The 16515-nt window shown below is 55.5% G+C and carries 17 protein-coding genes; 6 read left to right on the forward strand and 11 right to left on the reverse strand.

Annotation, left to right across the window (positions count from 1 at the left end; all coding sequences use genetic code 11):
• Window positions 1–345 precede the first annotated feature (345 nt).
• The 4 genes from ACMYSN_RS03550 to ACMYSN_RS03565 all read left to right on the forward strand — a co-directional run bounded on the left by ACMYSN_RS03550 (window position 346) and on the right by ACMYSN_RS03565 (window position 3257).
• Entirely contained in the window at window positions 346–1113 is a 768-nt protein-coding gene (locus ACMYSN_RS03550; protein WP_462497038.1) for a DeoR/GlpR family DNA-binding transcription regulator, read from the forward strand.
• A complete protein-coding gene (locus ACMYSN_RS03555) occupies window positions 1106–2185 on the forward strand; it encodes an oxidoreductase (RefSeq protein WP_462497039.1) in 1080 nt (359 codons plus the stop codon). The genes ACMYSN_RS03550 and ACMYSN_RS03555 overlap by 8 nt, the downstream gene beginning before the upstream one ends.
• 271 nt (window positions 2186–2456) lie before the next feature.
• Entirely contained in the window at window positions 2457–2651 is a 195-nt protein-coding gene (locus tag ACMYSN_RS03560; protein WP_462497040.1) for a hypothetical protein, read from the forward strand.
• A 486-nt stretch (window positions 2652–3137) separates the two neighbouring features.
• Window positions 3138–3257, forward strand: a complete 120-nt coding sequence (locus ACMYSN_RS03565) for a small membrane protein (RefSeq protein ID WP_174508874.1) — start codon at window positions 3138–3140, stop codon at window positions 3255–3257.
• Window positions 3258–3547: 290 nt separating this feature from the next.
• Here the strand turns inward: ACMYSN_RS03565 and ACMYSN_RS03570 are convergent, their stop codons facing one another.
• Together ACMYSN_RS03570 and ACMYSN_RS03575 are read right to left on the reverse strand one after the other, a co-directional pair.
• Complete coding sequence (locus tag ACMYSN_RS03570) at window positions 3548–4960, reverse strand: hypothetical protein (RefSeq protein ID WP_462497041.1); 1413 nt, start codon at window positions 4958–4960, stop codon at window positions 3548–3550.
• A gap of 209 nt (window positions 4961–5169) precedes the next feature.
• On the reverse strand, window positions 5170–6786 hold the full coding sequence (locus ACMYSN_RS03575) for a peptide ABC transporter substrate-binding protein (protein ID WP_123754075.1): 1617 nt from the start codon (window positions 6784–6786) through the stop codon (window positions 5170–5172).
• Between the two features lie 188 nt (window positions 6787–6974).
• On the opposite strand from ACMYSN_RS03575, the gene mpaA reads away from it, so the two are divergent.
• A complete protein-coding gene (gene mpaA, locus ACMYSN_RS03580; RefSeq protein WP_462497042.1) occupies window positions 6975–7688 on the forward strand; it encodes a murein peptide amidase A in 714 nt (237 codons plus the stop codon).
• Here the strand turns inward: mpaA and ycjG are convergent.
• Entirely contained in the window at window positions 7679–8644 is a 966-nt protein-coding gene (ycjG, locus tag ACMYSN_RS03585) for a dipeptide epimerase (protein ID WP_462497043.1), read from the reverse strand. The two genes, mpaA and ycjG, sit on opposite strands and share 10 nt — an antisense overlap.
• A 103-nt stretch (window positions 8645–8747) precedes the next feature.
• Here ycjG and tpx point away from each other — a divergent pair, with 103 nt between their 5' ends.
• Window positions 8748–9254, forward strand: a complete 507-nt coding sequence (gene tpx / locus ACMYSN_RS03590; RefSeq protein WP_123754072.1) for a thiol peroxidase — start codon at window positions 8748–8750, stop codon at window positions 9252–9254.
• Between the two features lie 55 nt (window positions 9255–9309).
• Here the strand turns inward: tpx and ACMYSN_RS03595 are convergent, their stop codons facing one another.
• From ACMYSN_RS03595 to pspA, 8 genes are all read right to left on the reverse strand, one after another.
• Complete coding sequence (locus ACMYSN_RS03595) at window positions 9310–10365, reverse strand: AbrB family transcriptional regulator (RefSeq protein ID WP_462497044.1); 1056 nt, start codon at window positions 10363–10365, stop codon at window positions 9310–9312.
• A gap of 102 nt (window positions 10366–10467) precedes the next feature.
• Window positions 10468–12009: a transcriptional regulator TyrR gene (gene tyrR, locus ACMYSN_RS03600; RefSeq protein WP_123754071.1), complete on the reverse strand. Its 1542-nt coding sequence runs from the start codon at window positions 12007–12009 to the stop codon at window positions 10468–10470.
• A gap of 206 nt (window positions 12010–12215) precedes the next feature.
• Window positions 12216–13271 carry a TIGR01620 family protein gene (locus ACMYSN_RS03605; RefSeq protein ID WP_462497045.1) on the reverse strand — a complete coding sequence of 352 codons (1056 nt, stop codon included), beginning with the start codon at window positions 13269–13271 and terminating at the stop codon, window positions 12216–12218.
• Complete coding sequence (locus ACMYSN_RS03610; protein ID WP_462497046.1) at window positions 13268–14665, reverse strand: YcjX family GTP-binding protein; 1398 nt, start codon at window positions 14663–14665, stop codon at window positions 13268–13270. Before ACMYSN_RS03610 ends, ACMYSN_RS03605 begins: the two co-directional genes overlap by 4 nt.
• Before the next feature lie 113 nt (window positions 14666–14778).
• On the reverse strand, window positions 14779–14997 hold the full coding sequence (pspD, locus tag ACMYSN_RS03615) for a phage shock protein PspD (RefSeq protein WP_174508883.1): 219 nt from the start codon (window positions 14995–14997) through the stop codon (window positions 14779–14781).
• 19 nt (window positions 14998–15016) lie between these two features.
• Window positions 15017–15376: an envelope stress response membrane protein PspC gene (gene pspC / locus ACMYSN_RS03620; RefSeq protein ID WP_462497047.1), complete on the reverse strand. Its 360-nt coding sequence runs from the start codon at window positions 15374–15376 to the stop codon at window positions 15017–15019.
• Window positions 15376–15600 (reverse strand): envelope stress response membrane protein PspB, encoded by a 225-nt coding sequence (pspB, locus tag ACMYSN_RS03625; RefSeq protein WP_123707669.1) that lies wholly within the window; start codon window positions 15598–15600, stop codon window positions 15376–15378. Before pspB ends, pspC begins: the two co-directional genes overlap by 1 nt.
• Before the next feature lie 108 nt (window positions 15601–15708).
• The gene (gene pspA, locus ACMYSN_RS03630) at window positions 15709–16374 is read right to left on the reverse strand and encodes a phage shock protein PspA (RefSeq protein WP_123754066.1); all 666 of its coding nucleotides are present in this window, start codon (window positions 16372–16374) and stop codon (window positions 15709–15711) included.
• Window positions 16375–16515: the final 141 nt, after the last annotated feature.

The raw sequence follows: 16515 nt of genomic DNA on the forward strand, positions 1-16515 counted from the left end.
GGGTGTGCTTAACGATGATGCGTCCAACCCGCCGGATTAACCACCGCCAGAAACTATGCTGGCGGACAGGCAGGCTGGCAGGAGCCGTTCATTTTTTCTCTTGTGCGTACTGACGCGCGTAGTCGTGCAGATGGGTACACATGTTTATTTCCTCCATTGTGATAAGCAGGGTAAGCGTAGACCGTCCCGGCTGTTTTGCAAACCCGGATTAAAATAGCGTTCGCCCCACTTCTGCCCGACCTGTCCCGCGGTTTCACGCCGTTAACCTGCGTAACGCACGGTTCCCTTTGCTGCTAATTGCTGTATTATGCTGTTTGTTGCAATATTTTGCTGGATTCGCACATCATGCACAAAACCGCCAGACAAAAATACCTACTTGATATTATTAGTGAAAATGGACAGGTTAGCATCAGCGAGCTGGTGGCGAAGCTGCAGGTTTCCGCGGACACCATCCGTCGCGACCTCGGCGACCTCGAAAAACAGGGCCTGGCGCAAAAGAACCACGGCGGCGCGATTGCCCTCGATCTATCCGCGATGAACCGTCAGGGTAGAAACGCCCTGCTGTCGGAAACCAAGCAGCGTCTGGGCCGCCTGGTCGCCGACAAAATCCCGGCGGGTTCGACGCTTTTTTTAGACGCCGGCAGTACGATTCTGGCCGTCGCCAGCCAGATTACGGTGCCGGTGACGGTGATCACCACCTCTTTGGATATTGCGTCACATTTCAGCGCGCGCCCTGATATCCAGCTGATCCTGCTGGGGGGAACCTGGGACAGCCAACAACGACTGTTTGCCGGCAGCGCCACCCTGGCGCTGTTAGCTCGCTATCGCGCCGATATCGCTATTCTTGGCGCCTGTGCGATTCATGCGCAGCTGGGCTTAAGCGCCAGCCAGGAAGCAGATGCGGAAATTAAACGCGCGATGCTCGCTGCCAGTACCGAACACTGGCTGGTGGCCGATCATATGAAGCTAAACCACTGTGAACCGCATCTGGTGGCCGGGTTAGCCGACATCGATCAACTCTTTTTGGACAGACCCTGGGAAGAACTGGGGGACAACAACGCACTGCAGGTCAATATTGCTGGCGCACAACAACGTGGAGAAGGTAATGAATAAAGTCATCGCTCGTGGGGGTAAAGAGATCAATATCGCGTTGATCGGATATGGCTTCGTCGGCAAAACGTTTCATGCCCCACTCATCCAGTCGGTCGACGGGCTGAAGCTGGCGATAGTCGCCTCCGGCAATGAAGAGAAGGTTAAGCAGGATCTGCCGGATGTGACGGTCATCGCTTCACCAGAACAGGCTATTCAGCACCCGGATGTTGATGTGGTGGTGATCGCCTCGCCGAACGCAACCCATGCGCCGTTAGCCAAACTGGCGCTGAATGCCGGTAAACATGTGGTCGTGGATAAACCTTTTACTCTGGATATGCAGGAAGCCCGCGAGCTGATCGCCCTGGCGAAGGAAAAACAGCTGCTGCTGTCGGTGTTCCATAACCGCCGCTGGGACAGTGATTTCCTCGGCATTAAGCAGGTTATCGAGCAGGGGCAGCTCGGCAAGGTTAAGCACTTTGAATCGCATTTTGACCGCTTCCGCCCGGAAGTTCGCGTCCGCTGGAGAGAGCAAAACGTCCCTGGTAGCGGTTTATGGTTTGATCTCGGGCCGCATATGATCGACCAGGCGCTGCAGCTTTTCGGCCTGCCACAGTCGGTCCAGGGCAATATCGCCACCCTGCGTGAAGGCGCAGAGATCAACGACTGGGCACACGTGGTCCTCAATTACCCGCAGCACAAAGTGATTCTGCATTGCAGCATGCTGGTGGCCGGCGGCGTTTCACGCTTTACCGTGCACGGCGATAAAGGCAGCGTCGTCAAACAAAGAGCCGATCAGCAGGAAGCGCAACTGCTGGCAGGCGTGATCCCAGGCAGCGAAAGCTGGGGCCACGACGACGACAAGATGGTGATGTTTGATGCCGCGGGACAGACTCAACAGCATGAGACGCCGCGCGGCGATCAGCGTCAGTACTATATTAACGTGCGCGATGCCTTAACCGGGGCGATTGACAACCCAGTATCGCCGCTGCAGGCACTGGCGGTGATGGCGGTATTAGAAGCGGCGGTCCAGTCAGCGGAATCTGGTACGGTGCAAACCGTCGCCCTGACCGCCGACGAGCGGGCTGCGCTGTAATCACCCTTCTCTTAATAACATGGCCTGCCTGGCTCGCAGGCCATGCGTTATTGTCTTTTCTCCCCGCTTTAGCTCGCCTTTAGCCACTGCCATACTGAGCATAAACGTAATGTCCACACCGATCCTGGCATGAGTAATAAAGCATCATCGCACCAGCGACATCTCTGGATATTTCCGCTATTTGGGAGGAGGATGGACTGGTAAACCTGCGCGTTATAGGTTATTGCTATTACGATGGCTGTTTTTCCGAGAGACTGAACTGGAGATGTTTATGTACTACACGTTAGGAGATACCACCCTCCACTTTTATCGTTATCAATGTCGCTTCTACGTCGCCCACTGGGATGGCGGTAACGTGATGACCGATAAATTCAAACAGTTCATTGAAATGATTGCCGACAAGACTGGTCTCGAGCCAAAGGGCGTCGAGACGGTTGCCCGGGATTACTTCAACAACGTGGATTAACGCCCGGCAAATCTATCCTGCTTTTGCCGCACCATCTGGTGCTTTACCCAGAAAATAATCGAAGCCCCTTGGCATCATCTGCGCAAACGGCGCGCGTATTGTGCTACTGAATACGTCTTACAGAGGGGCTTATCGCATCTGCCATTCTCTCGTTTTAGCCCCACATTCAGGTGTTCAACGATTCTGCAATTTATATTTATTTTTTAGACATATACGCAACCTGCCTGCATACTTATCGTGCGACACTGATCCTGTTTAAAGCCGAGTTAGCCCGGAATTTTTAAGTGAAAAATCCATCTGTCGTATCCATAACATGCTATACCCCTTATTGGTTATTGGCATTTCTCGCCAAAAAAATCACTTACGCAGCATAAAAACGCATTTCTATAAACAAGCCAAAATATTTAATTAGGATTTTTCTTAACCCTGGAGTAGATTGCATTTGATAAAAGCAAGAATATCCATGAACGTCCCGGGGAATAAAAAATGGCAAACTTACTGTTTTTAGTTCTGGCAATAATACTGCTTCTTGTCGCTGTTTTTTCTCTCGTTTCTTATATCAGAGACAGAAAAAAACAACAGTTTACGTTCAAGAAGCGTCGTTAACCACAACGTTTAGCTAACAGGAAAAACTTTACTTACCACTAACACGCCTAAGCATAAGAAAGACTAATACATAATATAGCAATCATATTAACCATTTAATAACATAATGGGACTGCCACCTCATGCACCTTCGAGACGTTATGACGCGTTGAGTAGAGTATATTCTGTCAGTCCAAATTATATTATTTTCAATTATCAGGTAGCTAATAAAATGAATCAGGTCATACGCTAGCGTATCTTTATATCCAGAAGACAGCGATGACCTGATGTCTGCAAGCGCAACTCCTTCATCAGTTCAGCATCGCCTGTAACTGTGGTGACCAGTAATAAGGAATGACCTTTTTGGCCGTTATTCCATCGAAATCCGGGATTGCCCGCCATGACGGCTCATTATTAGCTCTATACACTACGGTTCCTTGCAGATTGATACCAATAAGCCCGCCGCTGTTATCCACAGCGTAAGATGATACCCCTTTCGGATACACCACCTTTTTAAATTCAAACGCCGAATTGAAGTTTTTCTCTTTGCTGGTAAATAATACTGAGCCCGGGATATTATAAATCTTCCCGTCTTCACTCATTATGCGCATCAGAAAGTACTGACTCATATCCGGCTCGTCAAAAAACACCACCGGGGTAATGCCGTCGAATACAAAGTGGGTAAATCCTTCTTTCTGCACGCAGGCTATCTTAACCCGCAGCAGATAGCACTGTTCTTTATTGCCAAAGTAAGCGTCGCGAATGACTGCGCGATCCTCCGGCGAAAGCCGCTGGTAATGACTGACTATTGGCCCTTTTATCGGGTCCCATGCGGGTAAAAAAGTATAGGCTTCGACTTTGCCATTTTCATGAAAAACAACCGGGTAGCCATTATAGTTGGCCAGTGCCACGATGTTATCCTCGAACGCTTTAATCAGCGTCAATTGCTGCCCGTCAAAAAACAGCACTCTGTTTTGGCTGTCTAAAATCAGGCCTCCTTTCTTCAGGCCAAAGGGGGCATCGTTGAAGGCATATTCTACGGTGTGGACGATCAGCATCCGTACTTTAAATTTGTCGCCTTCGTTTTTTAATATTTTATGTAGCTTCAATAAATAGGAAAGCTGAAAGGCATGACTCCCCTGCTCTTCAAATGACCTATCGCACTCGGGATAGGATAACGACATAAAGATCCCATGGGTACATTTCACATGCTTAAACCCATCCATATGGCGGGCTTCGTGAACGAGGGTCATGGCAAGACCTGAGACCGACGCCTCGCCATTTAACATACACAGGCGCATGGTTTTGTCTGCTTTCTCGCTATCCAACACCACGCCCCCTTCCTGAAACCCGCAAATGTTCGCGTTGTGGGGTAACAGAATAATATTTTTGATCCTGCTGGTAATATATTCAAACGACTGTGCTTTGCCGGAATCGGACCGTTCTTTTGACGGGACTTTTATTTTTGAAACGGTTTTAATTTGCTCAAGTGCGAGGATGAGTTTAGTAAAATCGCCATTATCACAATGATCCTTAACGCTGTATTGCCGCACCTCTTTGCCATCTTCATCCTGCGCACTGACCTTAAAGTGAGCGAGCATCGCTTTAACCCGCTGGGGCTCGAGACATTTAGCCGGTTCTGTCCCGGCAGCCTGGGAAAATGAACTGAGTAGCAACAAGGTCGCAATAACCAACACCGGGGAAAGCGATCTCACTGCGTTCATGCGGATCCCTCTTAACACTTTAAAAAGCCGAGAGAACGGGTATCAGTAACAGGAAAGAATGGCAGGCACTTTTAAGCGTAGCCCACCGGCAGATGGCGCGATAGCTACCGCCATCACTTTGTGACGTTTCAGGAGAGACACAGCCAGTACCGGCGTAAAAAATGGCGCGAATTATCGCGCCATGGTGATATTCCGGAGTTAACTCTAGCTTAATGCTTTTCGATATACATCGTGCGGCTATAGGCCACGTCTTCCGGGTTATTGATCGGGTAGCCTTTCAGCCACGGTTTAATTAACCGGCCGTTGGTGTACTGGTAGATTGGCGCAATCGGCGCTTTGCTCATGATGATTTTTTCTGCCGCGTTGTAATCATCATTTCGCGCTTTCTCCGAAGTTTCCAGCGCCGCCTGATTCAGAATTTTGTCATAGGCCGGGTCGTTAAAGCGGGAAATATTGCCGCTATGGGTCGACGTCAGCAGCGACAGGAAAGTCGAAGGTTCATTGTAATCCCCCACCCACGACGCGCGGATCACATCAAAATTACCGGTGTTGCGGCTATCGATGTAGGTTTTCCACTCCTGGTTCTGCAGCTTCACGTCCACGCCGAGATTCTTCTTCCACATCGACGCCACCGCTATCGCAATTTTCTGGTGGTTTTCTGAGGTGTTATAGAGCAGCGTCAGTTGTAAAGGACGGCCCGGACCATAGCCTGCCGCCTGCAGCAGCGCTTTCGCCTGGGCGTTCAGCTCGGCCTGGCTCATGCTTTCCATCTGCGAAGGCTGCGGGGTAAACCCGGCTGTCACGTCCGGGGTAAAGTGCCAGGCCGGTTTTTCACCGGTCCCCAGTACCTTCTCGGCCATGATACGCCGGTCGATGGTCATACTCAGCGCCAGACGCACGCGCTCATCGGCGGTCGGCCCTTTTTGGGTATTGAAGGCGTAATAGTAGGTTCCCAGCTGTGGCGGGGTGTACACCTGACCAGGAATATCTTTTAGCAATTTCTGATACATGTTTTTCGGGAAGGACTCAGTGATATCAATATCACCGGCCAGATAACGCTTGGTCGCCGACGACTCCTGGTTGATCGGCACGAAGGTCACCTGCTGGATCACCGTTTTGGCGTTATCCCAATAGTGGCTGTTCGGCACGACCACCAGCTTTTCGTTCACCACCCGGTCCTTTAAGACATACGCGCCGTTACCGATCAGGCTGCCCGGACGGGTCCAGTTGGCTCCGCTTTCAACATTCGCTTTCTGAACCGGATAGAAGGCAAAGCTGGCGGTCAGATTACTGAACCACGGCAGCGGTTTATCGAGCTGTACGCGCAGGGTGCGCGCATCCACGGCGGTGACGCCCAGGGTATCTGGCGCGGCCTTGCCGTCGATAATATTCTGGGCATTGCTGATCCCCGCCAGCGCGGCGAACCAGGCAAATGGCGATGTGGTTTTCGGATCGACCAGTCGCTGCCAGCTGTAGACAAAATCTTGTGCGGTGACCGGCGAGCCATCGGACCAACGCGCATTATCGCGCAGGGTAAAGGTCCAGACGCGGTTGTCGTTGCTCTGCCAGCGGGTTGCAACGCCAGGGATAATATTGCCTTTTGCGTCCTGGTTGACTAAACCTTCAAACAGATCGCGAATGACCTGGATTTCCGGCAGACCAACGGCTTTGGCGGGATCTAACGACGCTGGCTCATCTTTAATGTGCCGTACCAGCACCTGCTTTTCCGCTAATACGGTGCCCTGAGGGACATCCGCCGCCCAGGCAAGAGAAGAAACGCTGGCTAACCACAGCGCGCCGCATGTCAATGTGACAGGATACTTCATGAGATCCCCTTTAAAATAAAAGAACCAAAGCTGGCAGAACGATAATTATTTGTTTCATCATCGAAAATTGCAAACGGCTTATGAGAGAAAATTGACCTCTCTTGTGTTTTAACGGCGACAGGAAACTATTTGATTCCGGGGCGCTTTTACACAACACTGCTGGAAATAACCTGCTAACAGGATGCCCTATGCCTCTTTCTCGTCCTCGCCCACTGCGCGGCGCCTTTCCGCCCGGCACACAACGCTATGGTCAGTCCCATCTTGGGGCGCCGCTGCTCTGGTTCCCCGCTCCGCTGGCGGAAAGCCACAGCGGGCTGATCCTTGCCGGGACCCATGGTGATGAAAACTCTTCGGTCGTCACGCTCTCCTGCGCGCTGCGCACGCTCAAGCCAGAATTACGGCGTCATCATGTGGTGCTGGCGGTGAACCCTGACGGCTGTCAGTTGGGGCTGCGGGCCAACGCCCGGGGCGTCGATCTGAACCGTAACTTCCCGGCGGCAAACTGGAAAGAAGGGGAAACGGTGTATCGCTGGAATAGCGCCGCGGAGCAGCGTGACGTAGTACTGCTGACCGGAGAAAAGCCCGGTTCGGAACCCGAAACCCAGGCGCTGTGCCAGCTGATCCACCAGATCCACCCGGCGTGGGTGGTCTCGTTTCACGATCCGCTGGCCTGCATTGAAGACCGCGGCCACAGTGAGCTGGGGCAATGGCTGGCAGATGCCTTTACGCTGCCGCTGGTCAGTAGCGTGGGTTACGAGACGCCGGGCTCTTTTGGCAGCTGGTGCGCCGATATCGGCCTGCCCTGCATTACCGCCGAGTTCCCGCCCGTTTCAGCTGACGAAGCGACAGAAAAGTATCTGTCGGCGATGACTGACCTGCTGCACTGGCACCCTCAGAGATGAAGCACGCCGGTGCTGAAATGCAGCGCCGGTTCAACATCCACCGCCAGCCAGGTAGGACCGTCCAGATCGGCAAAGCGCGCCAGCGGTGCCAGCGGTAGCGCCGCAGAGATGGCCCGCGACGTGCAGAGCATGCAGCCGAGCATCCGTTCAAACCCAAGCTCCTCAGCCTCCTGAGCCAGAAACAGCGCTTCGGTCAGACCGCCAGTTTTATCCAGCTTGATATTCACCATCTCATAGCGCCCGCGCAGCTTCGGCAGGCTGGAACGGGTATGGCAGCTTTCATCGGCACAGATCGGCAACGGATGAATAAAATTCTCCAGCGCGGCATCATCGTCCGCCGGTAGCGGCTGCTCGAGCATCGCCACGCCAATATCTGCCAGCAGCTGACAACGTGCCGCCAGCCCGTCGCTGTGCCAGGATTCATTGGCGTCGACAATCAGCGTGGCCTGCGGCACCGCGTTACGGATGGCAATCAGTCGTTCGCTGATCAGATGATCGTCCAGCTTCACCTTCAGGAGCCGGGCGCCGTTTTCCCACAGCGCTGCGGCACTGGCCGCCATCTGCTCCGGGGTGCCAATCACCACGGTTTGCGCCGTGACCACCCGATTCGGCAGCCCCACCCCCAGCAGTTGCGGGATCGTTTTCCCGACGCTTCTGGCCTGCAAATCCCACAAAGCGCAATCCACGGCATTACGCGCCGCGCCGGCCGGCAATAGCTGCTGCAGCTGTTCGCGGGTAACGCCGCTCTCCAGTTGCTCGCCAATGGCGAGGATCTGCGCCATCACCGAAGCGATGCTCTCGCCATAGCGTGGATAGGGGGTACACTCCCCGACGCCTTTCACGCCGTTCTCTTCCACTTCGACCACCACCACTTTTGCCTCGCTGCGGCTGCCGCGGGCAATCACAAAGGGGGTATGTAAGGGCCAGGCTTCTTCATACACTCGCAGATTTCGCATTCCCAGGTTCCTCCAGGGGAAACAGTAAATAGGATTTGCCGTGCCGATAACGGATGTCATACACTACCGGTGACGTTAACTATATGTAAACAGGAAGATAAACATGTCACAAACCGTGCATTTCCAGGGCAACCCCGTTTCTGTTCAGGGCACCATTCCTCAGGCAGGCGCCGCAGCGCAGCCGTTTACGCTGGTCGCCAAAGATCTCTCTGACGTCGCGCTGAGCCAGTTCGCCGGCAAACGTAAAGTACTGAATATTTTCCCGAGCATCGATACCGGCGTGTGCGCGGCATCGGTACGTAAATTCAACCAACTGGCATCCGAGCTGGATAACACCGTTGTGTTATGCATCTCTGCCGACCTGCCGTTCGCCCAGTCTCGTTTCTGCGGCGCGGAAGGCCTGAACAATGTCGTCACCCTCTCCACCCTGCGCGCTCCGCAGTTCCTGGCTGATTACGGCGTAGCTATTGCAGCCGGTCCGCTGGCGGGTCTGGCAGCACGTGCTGTGGTCGTTGTTGATGAAAATGACCAGGTTGTATACAGCCAGCTGGTGAATGAAATCACCGAAGAGCCGGACTACGATGCAGCCCTGGCTTCGCTGAAAGGCTAAGATAGCCCGCGAAACACAAGCCTCCGGTGACGGGGGCTTTTTTATTTCTGCGGCGCTATTTCTGCGGCGCATAGCGCGAAATAAAGCGCGCGATCGCCGGGCCGGTCAGCAAAATAGTAAACAACCGCAAGGTCTGCATCGCCATGATAAACGACATATCAGCCCGCGTGCCGGCGGCGATAATCGCCACCGTATCCAGTCCACCGGGGCTGGTCGCCAGATAGGCGGTCATAAAATCAAGCGGCAGTACCTGAGTCACCCCCAGCGCCATCAACGCGCAGACCACAATCAGGCCGATAATCGAGGCGATAATCTGCGGCAGCGTCTTGAGGGCCAGCAAAAAGATGGCCTTATTAAACTTTAGACCAACGCTCCAGCCAACAGCGGCATAAGCCAGTGCCAATAACCATTCCGGCAGCTCCAGCATCAGCCAGCCCTCGCCTTGCACCAGCGCGCCGGCTAGCATCGGAAAGAGCATGACGCCGGAAGGAAAACGCGTTTTCAGCCCCAGCCATCCTGCGGCGGCGGTCAGCAGCAATGTACAGGGCAATTGCCAGGTTACGGGCGGAAACCAGACTATCTGCTGGCTCATCTCCTGGGCTTCGCCACCGAGGGTAAAGCGCACCACCAGCGCCGCGGCCCCGGCCACAAAAAGCACCCGCAGGTACTGCATCAACGCCACCAGCCGCACGTCAGCACCGTAATCCTGCGCCATCACCACCATCGCCGAGGCGCCGCCGGGCGAGCTGCCCCACGCCCCGGTCGCGCCGGGGAGCGAGCTATAGCGAACCAACAACCAACCGGTCAGGGCGCTGACGGCAAGAGTGGAGAGCAGAATGAACAGCACCAGCGGCCAGTGCTCGATGAGCACGCCAAAAATCGAGGGGGTCAGCGTGCGGGCGATCATGCAGCCGATAATGGCCTGGGCGGCAATAAAAAAGGGACGGGGTACCCGGATGTTGGCCCCGCGCAGGCTCAGGGCGATCCCGGCGATCATCGGCCCCAGCAGCAGCGCCGCCGGCAGATGAAGCCAGAACAGCAGCCATGAGAGTCCGGCAGAGAGAGCCAGCAGTTTCATCCACTGAAGCAGATGACCCGGCGAAGTCGACATCCGTATTCCTGGGAGAATGAGTAAAACCTGAGTATATACAGAACGGTGCGAAAGACAGCCCCTTCGTCATAATCAACCGGCTGCGGGCAGCCGGTGACAGACTTACTCCTCGCCTTTTTTCTGGCTGAGGCCGTATTCGCGCAGCTTATTGGCGATCGCCGTATGCGATACCCCAAGACGTTTCGCCAGTTTGCGGGTGCTCGGGAAACTACGGTACAGCTGGGTCAGCACCGAGCGCTCAAAACGACGGGTAATATCGTCCAGCGATCCCTCCATGGCCTCTTCGCCTACCGGAAGAGAGGCCGCATCGTGGTCCGGCAGCAAAATATCCTGCGGACGCATCTCGTAACCATCCAACTGAGTTAACGCGCGGTAGACCGCATTCTTCAGCTGACGAACGTTGCCAGGCCAGCTGTAGCGGGTCAGGACGGTACTGAGATCGGCAGAGAGTTTCGGCCGCGGGATCCCCTGCTCGTCGGCAAAACGGGCGACAAACAGTTCGGTCAGCGGAATGATGTCCTGCGGACAGTCGCGCAGCGGCGGCAGATTCAGGGTCAGTACATTCAGACGATAGTAGAGATCTTCGCGGAATAACCCCTTCTGCACCAGCTCCACCAGATTCTTCTGGGTGGCGCAGATAACCCGGACATCGACATGAACTTCGTGATCTTCCCCGACCCGACGGAAGGTGCCGTCATTGAGAAAACGCAGCAGTTTAGTCTGCATCCGCGGCGACATTTCGCCGATTTCATCCAGCAGCACCGAGCCGCCGTTGGCCTGCTCAAAGAAGCCTTTTTTGCCCTGAATGGCGTCGCCGAACAGCTCGCTCTCCACCGCATCTTCCGGAATCGAGCCGCAGTTCAGTGCCAGATAGGGTTTAGCCGCCCGCGGACTCGCCAGATGGCAGGCATGCGCCAGTAAATCTTTGCCCGTGCCGGTATCGCCGACAATCAGCAGCGGCGCGCTCAGCATCGCCAGCTTACGGGCCTGCTCAACGACATGACGCATTTTCGGCCCGACGGCCAGAATCTGGCTGAAGGCGCTGGTGTCCTGGGTGGTCATGGTTTGCAGTTGACGCCCCATACGCACGGTCGAACGCAACATCGCGACCGCACCGGTCAGGACCCGTTCACCGTGCTCACCTTCCAGGTACACCGGGGTGATTTCCAGCACGAAGTTCTGTCCGTTCACCACCACATGTTCGCTCAGCGACTCCTGCGGGCTGCTTTCCAGCCAGCGCTGAACGTTAAAATCGGTAATTAACTGCGCGACCGGATGATTACGCAGCCGCTCCGGGCTTTGCGCAAACAGCTGGCAGCTGGCGGGGTTCGCCAGTTCAACCTTGCCTTTGGTATCCAGCGACAGCACCGGCTCCGGCATCGCCACCAGCAGCGCGCTCAGCGCCAGGTGTTCACGCTCCGACGGCATCCATGGCACGGTACGCACGTCGGTCACGCCGGAAATACGGCGGATTTCCGCCATCAGGCTGCTGAAGTTGGCAAACTCCAGCTCGGCAAAATTGAGGTAAATTCGGCCAATAGGATCGATGTCAATGCCGCGTAAATCGATACCGCGTAGCACCAGCAAATCCAATAATTCACGGGTCAGACCAAGACGGTCTTCACAAAAGACTTCAAGACGCATGGGAGTTTTCACCCTAAAAAGGCCAATGACGGATGAATAATAGGACAGTTATTTGCTGGCGTGAAGATAGCTGTCAACAAATATTGACAGCATGGCGGAAAAAGCGCCGTTGTGGCGTAAAGATATCCGCTCACTGGCGCTGTGCCCGGCGCGCGGAAACAAAAAAGCCGCCGGTTAGCCGACGGCCCTGATGATTGACGTCGCTATCAGGCCTGAGGTTTACCCTTCTGCAACGTATCCTTGAGCTGGCCTATCAGTTCGCGGCGGAAATCACCCAGCCGCGGTTTATCGTCGGCGATCCACGGCAGCGGACGGCACAGCTCCATGGCCTTAATCCCCAGACGGGCGGTCAGCAACCCGGCACCGATCCCCTGGGCCGCGCGCGCCGATAAGCGCGCCGCCAGATCCTGCGACATCCAGTCCATACCTACTTCGCGCACCAGTTCACTGGCCCCGGCGAAGGCGATATTCAGCAGCACCAGGCGGAACAGACGCAGGCGGCTGTAATAGCCCAGTTCGATACCGTACAGCGTGGCGATGCGGTTAATCAGCCGCAGATTACGCCAGGCGATAAACGCCATATCCACCAGCGCCAGCGGACTGACGGCGATCATCAGCGTCGATTCCGCCGCCGAACGGCTAATTTCTCGGCGCGCCTGGGCATCGAGAACCGGCTGCACCAGTTGCGCGTACAGACTGACCACTTCGCGGTCATTTTGCGTTTCGTGGATGGCCGCATACCAGCGTTGTAACGCCGGGTGCGCCTGATCCAGTCCAGCCTGCTGGGCCAGCTTCTCGCAAAATGCGCGCCCTTTGCCGACCGCATGGCTGTGCATCAGATCCCGGGCCTCATCGCGCTCATGAGCGCGCTGGCGCAGACGCCACAAGCGACGCCATTCGGTCGCCACCGAGCCGACGCCGGCGCCGACAATCAGCGCCCCGGCGACGCAGCCGCCGAGGGAGATCCAGTCCTGCGTCTGCCAGGCGGTCATGGTCCACTGTACCCCTTGCGCCACCACGCTGACGCCAAAGATCGCCAGCCCGGTGCTTACCATCCGCCGCCACAGGCTGCGTTTTGGCCGCAGCACCGACTCCACCACCGCCTCTGCTGCGCCCTCTTCTTCTTCCAGCGCGTCGAGGCGGGCCGGGGCAAATTTCTCCGCCTCGACGCCATCAAAGGCTCGGGCCGATTTCAGGGCATCTATTTTCTCCGCTTCCAGCGGCCCGTCGAAGTCGATACGCGGTTTTATCGGTTCGCTCATCGCAATTTATCTCCGATCAAAAATTCAAGCGCTGCGTCCATGCGGATATGCGGCAGCGGCTTATCAACGTCCATCACCTGCGGACGGAAATTCTCAAACTGGAACCCCTGCTGTTGCCAGAACGCCTGGCCCGGCAGACGGGCCGGTACTTCACCCGGATAGACCGTCAGGGGCTGACCATCGCTCAGGCGAGCCCCGCGCAGTGCGGGAATTTTCTCGCCGTTAACCTCGATTAACCCGCTCTGCGTCGCCTGAATCGACGCCAGGCCCAGGCAGTCCATGCTGATACCTTCGAAGGCGGCATTTTGCCAGGCATCCTGAATCAACTGCTGCAGCAGAGAGACCATATTGCCGTGCTGATCGACGGTGACGTGGTCAGCTTTGGTAGCGGCAAACAGCAGTTTGTCGATCACCGGGGAAAACAGGCGGCGGAACAGGGTCCGCTGGCCATAATGAAAACTCTGCATCAACTGGGTCAGCGCCAGGCGCATATCGTTAAAGGCCTGCGGCCCGCTGTTCAACGGCTGCAGACAGTCCACCAGCACGATCTGGCGGTCAAAGCGCAGGAAATGATCCTTGTAAAAGCCCTTCACTACTTTTTCGCAGTAGTACTTAAAGCGCTCGCGCAACATGCCGACATTGCTGTGTCTGTCGGCCTGCGTCAGCCTGGCTTCCCCGATCGCGTCGACATCCGGCCACGGGAAAAACTGTAGCGCGGGCGCCCCGGCCATGTCGCCGGGCAGCACAAAGCGGCCTGGCTGAATAAAGTGCAGCCCTTCACGCTTGCAGGCGTGCAGATAGTCGGTCCACGCGGCGGCAATCTCCGCCAGGCGGTTTTCATCCGCCGGCGCCAGCGGGTCCAGCCCTTCGCACAGCTGACGCCAGCGAGCTGACCACTCCGCACGATCCCCTTGCAACAGGCCGGTCATCTGCCGTGACCAGCTCAGGTAATCCTGGGCCAGCATCGGTAAATCGAGCAGCCATTCACCTGGGTAATCGACGATTTCCAGATACAGCGTGGAGGTTTCTTTAAAGTGACGCAGCAGCGATTCGCTGGAGCGGTAGCGTAGCGCCAGGCGAATTTCACTGACCCCGCGGGTCGGCGTCGGCCACACCGGCGGCGAACCATACAGCTGCGCCAGTCCTTCATCATAGGTAAAACGAGGAATGCCGAAATCACGTTGCGGCACGCGTTTGACGCCAAGCAGGCGCTCTTCACGGACCGCGCTGAGCAGCGGCAGGCGCGCGCCGGAGTGAATATTCAGCAGTTGGTTTACCAGGGCGGTGATAAAGGCGGTTTTACCACTTCGGCTAAGGCCGGTCACCGCCAGACGTAAATGCCGGTCAACCCCGCGGTTGACCAGCGCATTGAATTCTGTTTTGAGTCGCTTCATTGCCATCCTGTAGTGCGCTGAAGGAAAGTGCTTTTATTATAAGCTATTAGGTGAAGATAAGCAGAAAGTTCTCCTGCCTGCGCCGCAGACGCCAGGCACGCCTGCCCGGCCTCTTATTTCATCCCGCGGGCAAAGCGCTGGGCCAGGCGACTGAGCACCGGCTCAAGGGCAACGGCCAGCAGCATTTTTAACGGTCGACGCGCTACCGACTTCACCGCCCAGCCAGCAACCCCGGCTGGCCCGTAGCGTAACGCCGTCAGCAGCACCAGCTTGCCCACGATTTTCAGACCGGGCTTCATCTTTTGTCCTGTTTGCTGCCATTTGATATTCATGCGTGACCTCGTCGTTAGGCTACAGCTGGCGGAACCGGCTGCGCAGCGTAAAAGTATCTGACGTGACGTAACGCTCCATTTCCCGCAGACGGCGTTCACTGGCCGCCAGCTCCTTGTCCGCCGCGGCTAACAGTTCGCCGCTGGAGGGCATTTTCTCGCCATGCAGTTCGCTATCCGGCATCGGGTCGAGTACAAAGGTCAGGATGATGTACGCCACCACCACAAAGAAAAACAGGCCAAATATCATCGCCAGCACGGTAATCAAGCGCACCAGTTTGACCGGTACATCCAGGTACTGCGCAATACCGGCGCAGACCCCTTTGACCATGCCAAGCTGCGGCACGCGCCAGAGTTTTTTATTCAGGTCCAGTCCGCCCATTATTTTTCTCTCCAGTTCGGATGTTCGGCATCAAGAATGTCTTCCAGCGTCTGGATACGTTCGCGCATGCGCTTCGCATCATCGGTCAGCTGCAATAAACGCTGCTGTTCGTTCTGCGATAAACTGCCGCTGGCGCTGCGGTTGTTGTAGTGCAGCCACAACCAGACCGGTAATACGAACAGCACGAACAGCGTCAGGGGTATGGCAATAAAAAGCGTACTCATGTGTACTCCTTACAGTGAGTGAACGGCGGCGCATCACCGCGCCGCAACACCTGCGCCTTCAGTCTGCCGGAACTGCACAGCATGTGCCGAAGGCGTGGGTGTATTCCATTAGTTATTTTGGTTCATTTTACTTTTTAAGGCCGCCAGCTGTTCGCTGATTTCGTCGTCCGCTTTCAGGTCGGCAAACTGTTGGTCCAGGGTTTTCTGTTTGCCAAAACCATGGCTCTCTGCTTCCGCTTCCATATGGTCGATACGACGTTCAAAAGATTCAAAACGCGCCATCGCTTCATCAATTTTGCCACTGTCCAGCTGACGACGTACGTCGCGAGAGGAGCTGGCTGCCTGATGACGTAAGGTTAACGCCTGCTGGCGAGCGCGGGTTTCGCTCAGTTTGTTTTCCAGCTCGCCAATCTCTTTTTTCATGCGCGTCAGGGTTTCATCGATCATCTGCGCTTCATTTTCGAGGCTGGCAATAAGGTCGGTCAGTTTTTGTTTTTCGATCAGTGCCGCACGGGCCAGATCTTCTTTATCCTTGCGCAGCGCCAGTTCGGCTTTTTCCTGCCACTCTGCCTGCTGGGCAAGGGCTTGTTCGATACGGCGGCTCAGCTGTTTCTTTTCGGCCAGCGCGCGAGCCGAGGTGGAACGTACTTCCACCAGAGTGTCTTCCATTTCCTGAATCATCAGGCGAACCAGCTTCTGCGGGTCTTCCGCTTTCTCCAGCAGGGAGTTGATGTTGGCGTTCACGATGTCGGCAAAACGAGAAAAAATACCCATAATAATAATCCTCATAGTTCTGATATCAGGCGGTGGCCTGTGGCAATACTGAGAGTATTAATACAAGTTACGTGCCAAGTTTTTATCTTATTGATTTAAAAGGAAGTGATTGTTATCTGCACAACGGGTTGCTAGAGTAAC

Source organism: Klebsiella sp. R445 (genome assembly GCF_051131755.1).
GTDB lineage: Bacteria > Pseudomonadota > Gammaproteobacteria > Enterobacterales > Enterobacteriaceae > Klebsiella > Klebsiella lignicola.